We start from the raw sequence: 14702 nt of genomic DNA, 5'->3' as shown, positions 1-14702 counted from the left end.
CCGTCAGGGATTCGTCTCCAGCGCCGTCGTCGGGGTGTGGCTCCACCGGTCCCCCGGCACCGCCCTCCGTACGCTCCCCGCCCGGGGGGTCTCGTCGCCGCCGACCGGTGCCGGCCTCGTCCCTCCGCGGGCCAGGAAGTCCGACAGCGGCAGTGTCGCCGCGCCGACCGTGACCGCGTCGGGGCCCAGGCGGCCCAGCTCGACGCTCGCCCGCGCGCCCGTGTGCCGCAGCGCGTACTCGCGTGCGTAGCGGCGGATGTCCGGCAGCAGGTGCGGGCCGATCTGGAGGCCGGCCCAGCCGCCGAGCAGCACCCGTTCGGGCAGGAACAGGTTGATCAGGTCGGCGACGGCCGCGCCGAGGCATTCCGCCGTCTCGTCGAGCAGTGACACCGCGACCTGGTCGGGCGCGGGACCGCCGGGCGGCGGGAAGGCCGCGGCCAGCAGGGCCGCGAGGGCCGTCTCGTCGTCGGCGTCGGCGGGGAGCGGGCCGCCCGCCTCCTGCCAGCGTTCGCGCATCGCCTCCGCGCCCGCGTACGCCTCCAGGCAGCCGATGGAGCCGCAGCGGCAGCGGCGGCCGCGCATGTGCACGGTGGTGTGGCCCCATTCGAGGGCGTCGCTCCGGTGGGTCCCGTCGAGCGCACCGTCTTCGCCACCGTGAATCACGCTCGCGCCGACCCCGGAGCCGATGAGGGCGATCGCCGCCGTCCCCGCGCCCCGGCCGCCGCCGAACCACATCTCGGCCTGGCCGAGGGTCTTGGCGCCGTTGTCGATGAAGAGCGGGACCTCGTCCGGTACGTCGACGGCCGTGCGCAGCAGTTTCTCGAAGGGCACGGCGGCCCAGCCCATGGTCTGTCCGTGCACGACCGCGCCCTCGGGGCCGTCGCGCTCGATGATGCCGGGGACGCCGATGCCGATGCCGAGCAGTTCGCGCGGGTCGGCCCCGGCGTCCCGCAGGACGTGGGCGACGCCGGTGCGGACGTGCGCGACGATGCGTTCGACGTCGTGGCCGTGCTGGGCCAGCAGCCTTTCGGTGCGGGCGAGTTCGGTCAGGGACAGGTCGAAGAGTTCGACGCGGACGCGGGTCTCCCCGATGTCGATGCCGATGAGGAGCGCTCCGCCGGGCGCGACCCGCAGCAGCGTGCGCGGCCTGCCCCCGTCGGAGTCGACCACTCCGGCCTCCTCCAGGAGGCGTTCGGCGGCGAGTTCGGTGACGACGTTGCTGATGGATCCTGAACTCAGACCTGTCGCGGGACCGAGCTCCTGACGGCTCAGGGGACCGTCGAAATACAACCGTTGCAACACCCTCGCCCGGTTGCCCCGGCGCAGGTCACGCACTGTTCTTCTGTCCCGTTCGGCCATGGTGCTCCTTCCCAGCAGGCAACATACCCCGGCCCAGACCTTGACGCGACCTTCTCTCACCTCTTAAATCACGACATAAATTAAGCCGTGAGGCAGCGTTCGACTCTCGAACACAGCCACCCCGGAAAGGGGCCTCCCATGCGCGGAATCAGAGCCGCAGTAGTCGTCACCCTCGCCACCGCCCTCGCCGCCACCGTCACCGGATGCGGCGGCGGTACATCCACCGACGAGGGCGGCAGCAACGATTCACCGAAGACGCTCACCTACTGGGCGTCCAACCAGGGCCCGAACATCGAGGCCGACAAGAAGATCCTCACTCCCGAGCTGAAGAAGTTCGAGAAGGAGACGGGGATCAAGGTCAAGCTCGAAGTGGTGCCCTGGTCCGACCTGCTCACCCGGATCCTGGCCGCCACCACGTCCGGCCAGGGCCCCGACGTCCTGAACATCGGCAACACCTGGTCCGCCTCGCTCCAGGCGACCGGAGCACTGCTTCCCTGGGACGACAAGAACTTCGAGGCGATAGGCGGCCGGGACCGCTTCGTCGACTCGGCCGTCGCGTCCGCCGGTGCGGAAGGCCAGCCTCCGGCGGCCGTGCCGCTGTACTCGCTCGCGTACGCGCTCTACTACAACAAGCAGATGTTCGCGGACGCCGGCATCGACGGACCGCCGGCCACCTGGGACGAACTGGTCGCCGACGGCAAGAAGCTGTCCAAGGACGGCAAGTGGGCACTGGGCGCGGAGGGCGGCAATCTGTCGAACAACATCCACCAGGTGTTCGCGCTCGGCCAGCAGCACGGCGACAACTTCTTCGACGAGTCCGGCAAGCCGACGTTCACCACCGACGGCAACGTGGCAGCCGTGAAGCAGTACGTCGACTTCATGGCCAAGGACAAGATCATCGCCCCGGGGAACGCGGAGTACGCCCAGAACCAGTCGCTGACCGACTTCGCCAAGGGCAAGACGGCGATGGTGCTGTGGCAGGCCGCCGCCTCGACGTTCGCCTCCCAGGGCATGAAGCCCGAGGACTGGGGCGCCGCGCCCGTACCCGTACCGTCCGGCGCCCCCGGCACCGGCCCGCAGGTGAACTCGATGGTCGCCGGCATCAACATCGCCGTCTTCAAGAACACCAAGAACATCGAAGGCGCCAAGAAGTTCGTCAAGTTCATGACGAGCGACGCCGAGCAGAAGCTCCTCAACAAGACCTACGGCTCCATCCCGCCCGTCGCCGCGGCCCAGTCGGACCCGGCGTTCGCCGCGCCCGACCTGAAGGTCCTGCGCGACACCCTCGCGAACAGCGCGGCGCCGCTCCCCCAGGTGCCCGAGGAGTCGCAGTTCGAGACAGCCGTCGGCACCGCCGTCAAGGACCTGTGGGCGGACGCCGCCTCAGGGACCCCGGTGACCACCGAGTCCGTCAAGAAGCGGCTGGACAAGGCCCAGCAGCAGATGCAGCAGTGAGGCACCGCCCATGACGTCCACCGTGACTCCCCCCGTACGCAAGTCGGGCAGCGGTGCGGACCAGGGCGACGGGGGTGCGCGGCGAAGACGACTGCCCCGCATCCCCGACCGGATCCGCCAGGGCGGGCTGCCCTACCTTCTGCTGCTCCCGGCCGTCCTGCTCGAACTGCTCGTGCACATCGTCCCGATGGTCATCGGGATCGTGATGAGCTTCCGCGAACTGACCCAGCTCTACATCAACAACTGGGGCAACGCGCCGTGGCGGGCGTTCGACAACTACGAAATCGCCGTCGACTTCGACGCCCCGCTCGGCGAGGCGCTGCTCCACTCGTTCTACGTCACCTGTCTCTTCACGGTCATCACGGTCGGCCTGTCCTGGCTGTTCGGCATGGCCGCCGCGGTGATGCTCCAGGAGAACTTCCGCGGCCGGGGCCTGTTGCGGGCCGTCTTCCTCACCCCGTACGCCCTGCCGGTGTACGCCGCGGTCATCACCTGGGCGTTCATGTTCCAGCGCGACAACGGCATGATCAACCACGTCCTGCACGACCAGCTCGGCCTGACCGACGAGCCGTCCTTCTGGCTGATCGGTGACAACAGCTTCATCGCGCTCGTCGTCGTGGCGGTCTGGAAGTCCTGGCCGTTCGCCTTCCTCATGCTGATGGCGGGGCTCCAGAACATCCCGCGCGAGCTGTACGAGGCGGCGTCCATCGACGGCGCGGGCATCTGGCAGCAGATCCGCAAGATCACGCTGCCTTCGCTGCGCCCGGTCAACCAGGTGCTGGTGCTGGTGCTGTTCCTGTGGACGTTCAACGACTTCAACACGCCGTACGTCCTGTTCGGCGAGTCGGCGCCCGAGGCGGCCGACCTCATCTCGATCCATATCTACCAGTCGTCGTTCGTCACCTGGAACTTCGGCACGGGCTCCGCGATGTCCGTCCTGCTGCTGCTCTTCCTGCTGCTGGTCACGGCGGTCTACCTGGTGGCCACCTCGCGCGGAAGGAAGGGTTCCGGTGCCGAATAAGGCCCTGGCCGGCAAGGCCAGATCTCCCCTCGCTCCTCCGGCGTCCTTCCGCTGGACGCGCCGGATCATCCTGGCGTTCCTCACCACCTTCGCCCTGCTGCCCGTCTATGTGATGGTCAGCAGTTCGCTGAAGCCGCTGGAGGACGTGACCGACACGTTCCAGTGGATCCCCTCCGAGATCACGATCCGCCCGTACTTCGACATCTGGGACACCGTCCCGCTCGCGCACTACTTCATGAACTCGCTGCTGGTGGCGGGTGCGGCGACCGTGCTGTCGGTGACGATCGCGGTGTTCTCCGCGTACGCCGTGAGCCGCTACCGCTTCAGGGGTAAACGCGTCTTCACCGTCACGGTGCTCTCCACCCAGATGTTCCCGGGCATCCTCTTCCTGCTCCCGCTGTTCCTGATCTTCGTCAACATCGGCAACAGCACGGGCGTCGCCCTGTACGGGTCGCGCGGCGGGCTCATCCTCACCTATCTGACCTTCTCGCTGCCCTTCTCCATCTGGATGCTGATCGGATACTTCGACTCCATCCCGAGGGATCTGGACGAGGCGGCGAAGGTGGACGGCTGCGGCCCGTTGGGCGCGCTGTTCCGGGTGGTCGTGCCGGCCGCGATCCCGGGGATCGTCGCGGTGGCGGTCTACGCGTTCATGACGGCATGGGGAGAGGTTCTCTTCGCGTCCGTGATGACGAACGACGAGACCCGCACGCTCGCCGTCGGTCTCCAGGGCTACGCCACCCAGAACGACGTGTACTGGAACCAGATCATGGCCGCCTCGCTCGTCGTCAGCGTGCCGGTCGTCGCCGGATTCCTGCTCCTCCAGCGCTATCTCGTCGCGGGTCTGACGGCGGGAGCGGTGAAGTGACGGAGCGTCAGCTGATTTCTCGTCAGTCTCTCCAAGTGCCCTCTCCGGAAAGGCAGTCAGTGAACGAACTCAACGCCCTCCCCCACGATTTCGTCTGGGGCGTCGCCACCGCCGCCTACCAGATCGAGGGCGCCGTCACCGAGGACGGCCGCTCCCCCTCGATCTGGGACACCTTCTCCCACACCCCCGGCGCCGTCGACAACGGCGACACCGGGGATGTCGCCTGCGACCACTACCACCGGGTCCCCGAGGACATCGGGCTGATGAAGCGCCTCGGCGTCGGCTCGTACCGCTTCTCGCTGGCCTGGCCGCGCGTCGTGCCCGGCGGCGACGGGCCGGTGAACGAGGCCGGGATCGGCTTCTACGACCGGCTGGTGGACAGCCTGCTGGAGGCGGGCATCACCCCGTTCGCCACCCTCTACCACTGGGACCTCCCGCAGACGCTCCAGGACCGCGGCGGCTGGCCGGCCCGTGAGACCGCGGAGCACTTCGCCGCCTACGCCTCCGTCGTCGCCGAGCGCCTGGGCGACCGCGTGACGGACTGGGCGACCCTCAACGAGCCGCTCTGCTCCGCCTGGATCGGGCATCTGGAAGGCCGGATGGCGCCGGGGCTGACGGACCTCAAGGCCGCCGTGCACGCCTCGTACCATCTGCATCTCGGTCATGGACTCGCCGTCCAGGCGATCCGCGCGGCCTCGTCCGACGCCCGGATCGGCATCGTCAACAACCTCAGCCCGATCGAGCCTGCCACCGACCGCGAGGCGGACCGGGCGGCGGCCGTACGGGCCGACGGCCACATCAACCGCTGGTGGCTGGACCCCGTCCACGGGCGCGGCTACCCGCAGGACATGCTCGACCTGTACGGGGTGGCGCTGCCCGAGCGCCCCGGCGACCTGGAGACCATCGCCGCGCCGCTGGACTGGCTGGGGCTGAACTACTACTTCCGCCAGGTCGTCGCCGACGACCCGTCCGGGCCCGCGCCGTACGCCAAGCAGGTCTATCTGCCCGGCGTACGGCACACGGCCATGGACTGGGAGGTGCACGCGGACGGCCTGGAGGAGCTGCTGCTCCGGCTGACCAGGGAGTACGGCGCACAGCGTGTGTACGTCACCGAGAACGGCTCGGCCTATCCGGACGTCCTGCTGGACGACGGCACGGTCGACGACCCGGAGCGCACCCGGTACCTGGAGGAGCATCTGGAGGCGTGCGCGCGCGCCGTACGCAAGGGGGTGCCGCTCGCCGGGTACTTCGCCTGGTCGCTGCTGGACAACTTCGAGTGGGCCTACGGCTACGACAAGCGGTTCGGCCTCGTCCATGTCGACTACGCGTCGCAGCGACGGACGATCAAGTCGAGCGGGCACCGGTACGCCGAGATCATCCGGCAGTTGGCGGGCCGGAGCCACAAGGCGGCGTGAGCGGACCTGTCGCGGGCGGCGGTCGGGACCGCTGCCCACGACAGGTGTCGCTCATCGAACTGACGGTGCGTCAGACATGCGCCGGGAGCGACGGCTCGGTGCCTGCCTGGGCGACCACCGAGGCCGCCACCCGCGAGGCGAAGCCCAGCATCTCCTCGGCGAGCGCGGGGGCGAACTCCCTTGCCCCGCCCGGGTGGACACCCCGCGAGACCATCCAGGTGATCATGGCCGCCATGAAGGCGTCACCCGCGCCGATGGTGTTGACCACCTCGACCCGCACGGCGGGCACGGACACGGGTTCGGCCGAGCCGCTGTAGGCCGTACTCCCCCGCGACCCTCTGGTCAGGACCACCAGCCGGCCGCCGGCGGCGAGCTCCCGGCACGTCTCGTCGGGCGTCGAGTCCGGCCAGAGCCGCGCCAGATCCTCGTCGCTCGCCTTGACGACCTGGCCCAGTTCGCACAGTTCGCGCAGCAGCCGGGCACCGCTCTCCGCGTCGATGGTGCGGTCCTCGCGCACGTTCGGGTCCACCACCAGCAGCGGGCCGCCGGCCGCCGCCGCGCGCGCCGTCACCGCCACGGCCGAGGCCGCGGGCTCGACGACGGCGGCGAGGCCGCCCACGTACACGGCGGCGAAGCGCTCCACATCCGTGCGGCGCGGCAGCTGGAAGGTCGCCGTGTCCTGGAGGTGGAAGTGGTAGCCGGTGCCCTCGGGGCCGGGGTCCGCGACGGCCAGCGCCGTGGGGAGGTCCGGCCGGGCGCAGAGGCCGAGCTCGACTCCCGCCGAGACCAGCCGCCGCTCGATCGACCGGGCGAACCCGTCGCTCCCCAGGGCGCCGGCGAACCAGCTCGGCGTGGAGAGCCGGGCCAGTCCGGTGGCCACGTTCGCGGGGGCGCCGCCCGGCTGGGCCAGGTGCGCCTGCGCGTCGCCGGCCGTGGGCACCAGGTCGATCAGCGCCTCTCCCAGCACCAGGACGGCGCCGGGACCCGGGACGGGATCCGCCGCCGCGCCGGGAGCGTCGGTCACGGCTCCACCACGATCTTGCGTCCCTGGCCCGCCTGGAACCGCTCGATCGCCTGCGGGTACTGGTCCAGCGGCAGCCGGTCGCTGATGAACACCGCCGGGTCCAGGACCCCGGTGGCGAACAGCGCGGCGGCCCGCTCGAAGCTGTGCAGCACCGCCATCGAGCCGGTGATGGTGATCTCCTGGTTGTAGATCTTGTACGGCTCGATGACCGCCGTCGTCGCGTAGTCGGAGACCCCGAACTGAAGGAACGTTCCACCCTTGCCGACCCGGCCGAGGCCGTCCTGGATGGCGCCCGCGTTGCCCGTCGCGTCGATGACGACGTCCCAGCCGCCCGGCCGCTCGAACTCCTCGGCCGAGGCTCCCGACCGTGAACAGCCGAGCTTGGTCGCGGTGGCCAGCCGCTCGGGGTTGATGTCCAGGACGTCGACCGCGGCGGCGCCGGTGCGCTTGGCCAGCTCCAGCATCATCAGGCCCATGGTGCCGGTGCCGTAGATCAGCACCTCGGCGCCGAGCGTACTGCTCAGCACGTCGTAGCCGCGTACGGCGCAGGACAGCGGCTCGATGAGCGCCGCGTCCCGTACGTCCACATGGTCCGGGAGCTTGACGCAGTTGGCCACCGGCGCCACGGCGAACTCGGCGGCGCCGCCCGGGACGGTGACCCCGATCGCGTTCCACCGGTCGCAGAGGTTGCCGCGGCCCGAACGGCAGTAACGGCACTCGTGACAGTGCAGCGACGGGTCGACGGCGACCTTGTCGCCCACCGCCAGCTCCGTGACCTCGGAACCGATGCCCACGATCTCGCCGGCGAACTCGTGGCCGGGGAGGATCGGCAGGGTCGGCGCGAACTCGCCCTGGAGGATGTGGAGATCGGTGCCGCAGATGCCGCAGGAGGCGACGGACACGACGACGTCGCGCGGGCCCGGGGTCGGGTCGGGGACCGTGGTGACGGACACCTTGCCGGGGGCTTCGACGATCGCTGCCCTCATTTGACGGCTCCAAGAGAGAGGCCCTGGACGAGCTTGTCCTGGGCGGCGAAGCCGGCGGCGAGCACCGGCAGGGAAACGACAACGGAAGCGGCGCACAGCTGGGCGAGGAAGAGGCCCTGGCTGGTGACGAATCCGGTCAGGAAGACGGGCGCCGTCTGCGCTGTCACACCGGTGAGGACCCGGGCGAAGAGCAGTTCGTTCCAGCTGAAGATGAAACAGATCAGCGCCGTGGCCGCGATACCGGGGGCGGCGACCGGCGCCACCACCCGGATCAGGACGGTGTGCAGCCGGGCCCCGTCCACCTGTGCGGCCTCGATGATGGAGACCGGCACGTCCGCGAGGAAGGACTGCATCATCCAGACCGCGATCGGCAGATTCATCGAGGTGTAGAGGATGACGAGCAGCCAGATGTTGTCCAGCATCCCGATGTTCTTGGCGAAGAGATACACCGGCAGCAGTCCGGCGACGACCGGCAGCATCTTCGTGGAGAGGAAGAAGAACATCACGTCCGTCCATTTACGGACGGGCTTGATGGACAGCGCGTACGCCGCCGGCAGCGCCAGCACAAGGACGAACAGGGTCGAGAACAGGGACGCCGTCACCGAGTTGATGAGCGGCGGCCAGGGGCTCGCCCCGCCGTCGGCGCCGAAGAAGTTGCTGTAGTTGTCGAAGGTGAGGGGCGCGGTGAGGGACGGCGGGTTGGTCGCCGCGTCCGTCTCCGAGTGCAGGGAGGTGAGGAACATCCACAGCGCCGGGAAGCAGAAGACGACTCCGACCACCCAGGCCAGCAGGCCGAGTGCGGTGGAGCGCCGCTTGGCGCGCCGGGCCGCCGGGCCGTAGGTGTCATGGTCTTGCGGAGAGGTGGACGCCTTGCCGGGGGCGTCGGCGGTCTTCGGTGCGGAGAGTGTGCTCATGCGCGCCTCGCCTCCTCACTGAAGAGGGACGAGACGACGCGCAGGGCGAAGGTCGCGATCACGATGGTGCCGATCACGACGACCACGCCTGCCGCGGAGGCCAGTCCGTACTCGTGAGCCTGGTAGAAGGTCTGGTAGATGGTGTACGGGAGGTTGGCGGTGCCGAGCCCGCCCGCGGTGATCGTGAACACGGCGTCGAAGTTCTGCACGATGTAGATCGAGCCGAGCAGGACGCCGAGTTCGAGGTAGCGGCGCAGATGCGGCAGGGTCAGGAAGGCGAACATCTGCCAGGCGTTCGCGCCGTCCAGGCGCGCTGCCTCCATCATGTCGATGGGCCTGCTCTGGAGCCCGGCCAGCAGGATGAGCATCATGAACGGCGTCCACTGCCAGACGAGCGACGCCTCGACGGCGAGCAGCGGCATGTCCGAGATCCAGTCGGGCTGCGAGGCGTTCTCCACACCGAACAGCCCGGTGAACCAGGCCCAACCGCCGTTCAGCAGGCCGTACTCGGGGTTGTAGAGCACATGCTTCCACAGCAGCGCGGCCGAGACGGGCACCAGCAGGAACGGGGTGATCAGCAGCGTACGGACGAGGCCGCGGCCCATGAACTTGCGGTCGAGCAGCAGGGCGAGCAGCAGCCCGAGCACCACGCTGGCGATCACCACGGTGGCGGTGAGCAGCATCGTGGTGAAGACCGAGTCACGCAGGTCCGCGTCGGTGAAGACGGAGCCGTAGTTGTCGAGTCCGGAGAAGCTGCGGGCGTCCGGGTTGAGCGAGTTCCAGTCGAACAGTGAGATGAACAGCGTTGCCACGAAGGGCAGTTGGGTGACGGCTATCAGAAAGATGAGAGCCGGCAGGAGGGGGGCACGGGTGGCCCAGGCGCGCGCCTTGCCGGACCGGGGCCCCGCCGGGGGGCGGGACTTGGCCGGCGGGGACTGGTCCGGTGGGGCGGGGGGTGCGGCGCTGACAGAAGTGCTCACCGGTACTCCTCGGCAACCTTCTCGGCGAGCTTCTGGGAAGCTTCCAGGGCCTCGTCGACGGACTGGCGGCCGGCGATCGCCTCGCTGATCTCCTGCGAGACCTTCGTGCCGAGGTCGGTGAACTCGGGGATGCCGACGAACTGGATACCGACGGTCGGGCGGGGCTGGGTACCCGGGTCACGCGGGTTGGCGCTGGAGATGGCCTCCGAGGTGACATCGGCGAACGCGGCGGCTTCCTTGCGGTAGTCGGCGTTCATGTACGTCGAGGCGCGCTTGCCCGCGGGCACGTTGGCCCAGCCGATCTCCTTGCCGACGAGCTGCTCGTACTCCTTGCTGGACGCCCAGGAGATGAACTTCCAGGCGCTCTCGGTGTTCTTGGACGCCTTCTGCATGCCCCAGGCCCAGGTGTAGAGCCAGCCGGAGCTGTCCGTCTTGTCGACCGGCGCCGGCACATAGCCGATCTTGCCCTTGACCGGGGAGTCCTTGGCCTCCAGCGAGCCCGCGCCCGCCGTGGCGTCGTACCACATCGACGTCTTGCCCTGCGTCATGTTGTTGAGGCACTCGGCGTAACCGGCCTGCGGCGCGCCCGCCTCGCCGTGCTCACGCACGAGGTCGACGTAGAACTGGGTGGCCTTCTTGAACTCGGGCGAGGTCAGCTGCGCCTTCCAGTCCTGGGTGAACCAGGTGCCGCCCATGGTGTTGACGACGGTAGTGAGCGGGGCGATGACCTCGCCCCAGCCCGGCAGACCGCGCAGACAGATGCCCTTCATGCCCTTCTGGGCGCCGTCGGTCTTGGCGGCGAGGTCGGCGACCTCCTGCCAGGTGGGGTTGGCGGGCATCTTCAGCTTCTTCTCGGCGAAGACGTCCTTGCGGTACATGAGGAAGGAGGACTCGCCGTAGAACGGCTGGCCGTAGAGCTTGCCGTCCTCGGCCGTCAGCGACTCCTGGAGCGGCTTGAGGATGTCGTCCTGGTCGAACGCCTTGTCCTTGTCCACGTACTCGTCGAGCGTGTGCAGCCAGCCGTTCTTCGCGAAGAAGGGCACCTCGAAGTTGCTGATGGTGGCGACGTCGTACTGGCCGGCCTGGTTGGAGAAGTCCTGGCTGATCTTGTCGCGGACGTCGTTCTCCGGCAGGACGGTGAAGTTGACCTTGATGCCGGTGTCCTTGGTGAAGTTCGCGGCGGTCAGCTTCTGGAGTTCCACCATCTGCGGGTTGTTGACCATCAGCACATTGACCGTCTCACCGCCGTCGGAGGTGGTGCCGCCCGCGCCGCTGCATCCGGCGAGGAGTGCCGTCAAGGCCGCTCCCACGCCCACACGTACGCCTATGCCACGTCGTCGCTGCTGGAGGGGCATGAGTTTCTCCTGATCATTCGGTTGCGGTTGTCGCTGATGGGTGGGGGGTGGGGAAGTTCTGGGGTCTCGGGGGGGCGTGAGGCCGTACGGGTCCGGCCCCCTGGCCGCCTCGGCGGGGGTTCCGGAAGGGGTGGGGCGCGTCAGACGCGGATGACCTGGGGGCCGAGCAGCGAATAGCGCTGCGCCTCCGCCGACGGGAGTCCGACGTCGGTGACGATCGTCTCGAAGTCACCGACATCGGCGAACCGGCAGAAACTCACGGCGCCGAACTTGGTGTGGATTCCGGCGAACACCTTCCGGCGGGCGCTGCGCATGGCCTGGGCCTTCACCTCACTGACGGCCGGGTCGGGAGTGGTCAGCCCGTACTCGCGCGAGATGCCGTTCGCGCCGACGAACGCCAGGTCGATGACGAAATCGGAGAGCATCCGGATCGCCCAGTGGTCGACGGTGGCGAGGGTGCCGCCGCGCACCCGGCCGCCGAGCAGCAGGACCGCGATCTTCTCGGCGTCGGCGAGTCCGTTGGCGACCGCCAGTGAGGCGGTGACGACGGTCAGCGGCCGGTCCCTGGGCAGGGCCTCGGCGACGAGCTGGGGGGTGAAGCCCTCGTCGATGAAGACCGTTTCGGCGTCGCCGATGAGGTCGGCGGCGGCGACGGCGATGCGTGACTTCTGCGGTACGAGCCGGGTGGTCCGGACGGCGAGGGTCGTCTCGTAGCCGGCACTCTCGACGGGATAGGCGCCGCCGTGGGTGCGCCGCAGGAGACCGTGCTCCTCCAGGGCGTGCAGGTCGCGCCGGACGGTCTCCTTGGCCACGCTCAACTTGGCGGCCAAGGCGGTGACCTCCACCGACCCGTCCCGTCGGGCGATCTCAAGAATCTCTCGTCGGCGTTCGTCCGTGTCCACGACACACACTTCCCTGCTCTGCTGCGGCTCAGCACCCGTTCGGGCTCATGGGTCGTTTCTACAAGCAAGAGGCCCGGCTCGACCAGGCTCTTCGCAGCTTTGAGTGTGACCGTTCATGCCCGTTTGCTCATCGACGTCTGCGCTGGTCGTGCCAGGAATGCCATACTCCGGCGCCCGCTTCGGTGCCCGTTTGGCGCTGATCCATGCCCGAACGGCGCCCGAAGCGGTGGGCGGGCTTCCGGGAATCAGCCGTCTAAACGTGAGCTGCGTCCCGTCCGGCGCCCCAAAACGGGCAGGGAAACGGGCAGGGAAACATGTACGGACCACGCACGGATCGCCTGCGGATCACTGACGCTCCCGCCTGAGATACGGGCGCGGCGGGGGCCCGACGGCCCTCCCGGCCAGGGGCGAGAACCGGCCATGGGCGGAACGGGTACGGCCGGGCGCCGGGACGCGGGCACGAAAAAGAATCCGCGGCGGGTCACGGAGTCTCCGTGACCCGCCGCGGGACCACCGCGCCGCCGGCGGGGAGAGCACGGTCGCGGCAGGAATGATCAGCCGACGGGGGCGGCCGGCCGGGACCGGCCGGTCCCGGTCAGCGGTAGACCCCGAACTCGTAGAGCGAGTAGCCCCACGGGGTGCCACGTTCGGTCGCGTTCACCCGTACGTACCGGGCGGCGCCGGTGACCGCGATGTCGTCCACGCCTCCGTTGGCCCCGGTGACGGTCCGCAGGGTGCTCCAGTCCTGCCCGTTGTCGGACGTCTGGACGGTGTAGCTCTTGGCGTACGCGGCCTCCCAGGTGAGCTGCACGTGCTTGAAGTCGGTCCGCGCGCCCAGGTCCACCTGGATCCACTGAGGGTCGGACCAGTCACTGGCCCACCGGCTGCCGAAGTCGCCGTCGACGGCGCTCGCCGCCGGGCAGGGGCAGCCGACGCTGTCGGGCTGGAAGGACGACGCCGTGGCCGGCTTCCCCCTTGCCACGTTGGTGCCGTCGACGGGCGGCGGCACGACCTTGAAGGACTTGGTCTCGATCCCGACGTTGCCCTTGCCGTCGGACGCCTTGATGTACACCTTCCACACCCCGAGCCGGTCCGGCGCGGTCACGGTGAAGTCCCCGTTGCCCTCGGCGGTGAACTGCGCCGGGGTCAGCTGCCCGCCGTTGTCGATGTACTTGCTGTTGACCAGCACCTCGTAGCTCAGCGCGTCACCGTTCGGGTCCGTCACGTCCGAGGTGACCTTGAACGGACGTCCGGCCGGTACGGAGGTGGCGCCGTCGACGGCCATGTTGGAGATCACCGGTGGCTTGTTGTCGCCGGCGGTGCTCCTGCCGTACGCCTCCTTCACCGCGTAGTAGGAGAGCCGCTTCTGGCCCGCGGGCAGCAGATTGAACCAGACACCGCCGAAGTCGTACTCGGTGCCGTAGTGGAAGAGCGTGGCTCCGAGCGCGACACCCCGGTGGCCGGTGACGCAGTTCCACGCGTCCTTGTAGCCCTGGGCCTTCGCCGTGTCGGCGGGCTCCGACGCCACACCGTTCACGTCGTCGTCCACCTCCCACTCACCGGCGGGACCGCCCTCGGTGACGATGTAGGGCTTGGTGTAGCCGCCGGCGTTCCAGGTCTCCTCGATGTTGCACACATCGGCGTAGGAGTTGACCGCGTACAGATCGAGGTCGGGCGAGTTGCGCTGGTAGTAGGGCCAGGCTCCGGTCCACGCGTCGGTCGAGGTCACGGGGTGATTCGGGTCGACCGCGTGGATCTTCTTGGCGATGTCGTTGACGAACGTCGTGTACGCGTTGCGCTGCTGCTCCAGCGCGTCGCCGCTGTAGCAGTTCTGGAGGCCGAGTACGGATTCGTTGCCGACGTTCCACATCAGCACACCCGCGTGGTCCTTGTAGGTCTCCACCCACCTCGGGAACTCGGCGAGCATGTCGTTCTTGTACTGCGTGTCGGTCAGGTAGTTGACGCAGCCCCCGCTTCCGGGGCCGCCGCCGGGCTGGAGCCAGAAGCCGGCGATGACCTTGATGCCGTTGGCGGCAGCCGAGTCGAGGAGGGGCTTGGTGGTGCCGTCGGTGCCCCAGGTCCGGATGGTGTTGACGCCCATGGAGGCCACATCGGGCATGTACTTGCCGGCGTCCGCGACGGACGGTCCCCAGGTCAGGCCCTTGACCTGGTACGGCGCTCCGTCGACGGTCAGCTGCCAGGCGCCCTGGGATCCGGTCACCTTGACGACACTGCCCGCCGCCTGCGCGGGGCCGGCGGCCGGGACGGTCACGGCGAAGGCCGCGAGGAGGGTGGTGGCGGCGACCGACGCCATCGTGCGCAGGCTGCCGGGCGCGGTTCTCGGGAGGAGTCGTGAGGGAAAGAGTCGTGAATCGCTCATGAGTCACCTGTGGGGAGAGTGCGGGCGGAGGGATATGGGAAGC

The 14702-nt window shown here is 69.1% G+C and carries 12 protein-coding genes; 4 read left to right on the top strand and 8 right to left on the bottom strand.

Annotated features, from left to right (window positions below):
* Positions 1 to 3: 3 nt before the first annotated feature.
* Positions 4 to 1359 (bottom strand): ROK family transcriptional regulator, encoded by a 1356-nt coding sequence (locus ACIBBB_RS03785; protein WP_398978319.1) that lies wholly within the window; start codon positions 1357 to 1359, stop codon positions 4 to 6.
* 138 nt (positions 1360 to 1497) lie between these two features.
* Between ACIBBB_RS03785 and ACIBBB_RS03780 the strand changes: the two genes are divergently transcribed.
* Genes ACIBBB_RS03780 through ACIBBB_RS03765 form a run of 4 tightly spaced genes read left to right on the top strand, consistent with a single transcriptional unit; the run spans position 1498 to position 6118 of the window.
* The gene (locus tag ACIBBB_RS03780) at positions 1498 to 2814 is read left to right on the top strand and encodes an extracellular solute-binding protein (RefSeq protein ID WP_398978317.1); all 1317 of its coding nucleotides are present in this window, start codon (positions 1498 to 1500) and stop codon (positions 2812 to 2814) included.
* Between the two features lie 10 nt (positions 2815 to 2824).
* Positions 2825 to 3835 (top strand): carbohydrate ABC transporter permease, encoded by a 1011-nt coding sequence (locus tag ACIBBB_RS03775; protein ID WP_398978315.1) that lies wholly within the window; start codon positions 2825 to 2827, stop codon positions 3833 to 3835.
* Positions 3825 to 4703, top strand: a complete 879-nt coding sequence (locus ACIBBB_RS03770) for a carbohydrate ABC transporter permease (RefSeq protein WP_398978313.1) — start codon at positions 3825 to 3827, stop codon at positions 4701 to 4703. The genes ACIBBB_RS03775 and ACIBBB_RS03770 overlap by 11 nt, the downstream gene beginning before the upstream one ends.
* A gap of 59 nt (positions 4704 to 4762) precedes the next feature.
* On the top strand, positions 4763 to 6118 hold the full coding sequence (locus ACIBBB_RS03765) for a GH1 family beta-glucosidase (protein ID WP_398978311.1): 1356 nt from the start codon (positions 4763 to 4765) through the stop codon (positions 6116 to 6118).
* Positions 6119 to 6188: 70 nt separating this feature from the next.
* On the opposite strand, the gene ACIBBB_RS03760 is transcribed toward ACIBBB_RS03765, so the two are convergent.
* The 7 genes from ACIBBB_RS03760 to ACIBBB_RS03730 all read right to left on the bottom strand — a co-directional run bounded on the left by ACIBBB_RS03760 (position 6189) and on the right by ACIBBB_RS03730 (position 14659).
* On the bottom strand, positions 6189 to 7142 hold the full coding sequence (locus ACIBBB_RS03760) for a PfkB family carbohydrate kinase (RefSeq protein WP_398978310.1): 954 nt from the start codon (positions 7140 to 7142) through the stop codon (positions 6189 to 6191).
* Positions 7139 to 8128, bottom strand: a complete 990-nt coding sequence (locus ACIBBB_RS03755; RefSeq protein ID WP_398978308.1) for a zinc-dependent alcohol dehydrogenase family protein — start codon at positions 8126 to 8128, stop codon at positions 7139 to 7141. Before ACIBBB_RS03755 ends, ACIBBB_RS03760 begins: the two co-directional genes overlap by 4 nt.
* Entirely contained in the window at positions 8125 to 9042 is a 918-nt protein-coding gene (locus tag ACIBBB_RS03750; RefSeq protein WP_398978306.1) for a carbohydrate ABC transporter permease, read from the bottom strand. Before ACIBBB_RS03750 ends, ACIBBB_RS03755 begins: the two co-directional genes overlap by 4 nt.
* Positions 9039 to 10022 (bottom strand): carbohydrate ABC transporter permease, encoded by a 984-nt coding sequence (locus ACIBBB_RS03745; protein WP_398978304.1) that lies wholly within the window; start codon positions 10020 to 10022, stop codon positions 9039 to 9041. Before ACIBBB_RS03745 ends, ACIBBB_RS03750 begins: the two co-directional genes overlap by 4 nt.
* On the bottom strand, positions 10019 to 11377 hold the full coding sequence (locus ACIBBB_RS03740) for an ABC transporter substrate-binding protein (RefSeq protein WP_398978302.1): 1359 nt from the start codon (positions 11375 to 11377) through the stop codon (positions 10019 to 10021). The genes ACIBBB_RS03745 and ACIBBB_RS03740 overlap by 4 nt, the downstream gene beginning before the upstream one ends.
* A gap of 140 nt (positions 11378 to 11517) precedes the next feature.
* Positions 11518 to 12279, bottom strand: a complete 762-nt coding sequence (locus ACIBBB_RS03735) for a DeoR/GlpR family DNA-binding transcription regulator (RefSeq protein ID WP_189108449.1) — start codon at positions 12277 to 12279, stop codon at positions 11518 to 11520.
* Positions 12280 to 12874: 595 nt separating this feature from the next.
* Positions 12875 to 14659 carry a discoidin domain-containing protein gene (locus ACIBBB_RS03730; protein WP_398978300.1) on the bottom strand — a complete coding sequence of 595 codons (1785 nt, stop codon included), beginning with the start codon at positions 14657 to 14659 and terminating at the stop codon, positions 12875 to 12877.
* Between the last annotated feature and the right edge of the window lie 43 nt (positions 14660 to 14702).

The organism is Streptomyces sp. NPDC051217, assembly GCF_044455465.1.
In the GTDB taxonomy this organism is placed as follows: Bacteria; Actinomycetota; Actinomycetes; order Streptomycetales; family Streptomycetaceae; genus Streptomyces.
The sequence above is the reverse complement of the archived record's forward strand: the minus strand, read 5'-3'. Positions and strand labels throughout refer to the sequence as shown.

Excerpts from the sequence above, each read along its gene's own strand:
- ACIBBB_RS03785 (WP_398978319.1), bottom strand. The coding sequence starts at position 1,359 with ATGGCCGAACGGGACAGAAGAACAGTGCGTGACCTGCGCCGGGGCAAC.
- ACIBBB_RS03780 (WP_398978317.1), top strand. The coding sequence starts at position 1,498 with ATGCGCGGAATCAGAGCCGCAGTAGTCGTCACCCTCGCCACCGCCCTC.
- ACIBBB_RS03775 (WP_398978315.1), top strand. The coding sequence starts at position 2,825 with ATGACGTCCACCGTGACTCCCCCCGTACGCAAGTCGGGCAGCGGTGCG.
- ACIBBB_RS03755 (WP_398978308.1), bottom strand. The coding sequence starts at position 8,128 with ATGAGGGCAGCGATCGTCGAAGCCCCCGGCAAGGTGTCCGTCACCACG.
- ACIBBB_RS03750 (WP_398978306.1), bottom strand. The coding sequence starts at position 9,042 with ATGAGCACACTCTCCGCACCGAAGACCGCCGACGCCCCCGGCAAGGCG.
- ACIBBB_RS03740 (WP_398978302.1), bottom strand. The coding sequence starts at position 11,377 with ATGCCCCTCCAGCAGCGACGACGTGGCATAGGCGTACGTGTGGGCGTG.
- ACIBBB_RS03730 (WP_398978300.1), bottom strand. The coding sequence starts at position 14,659 with ATGAGCGATTCACGACTCTTTCCCTCACGACTCCTCCCGAGAACCGCG.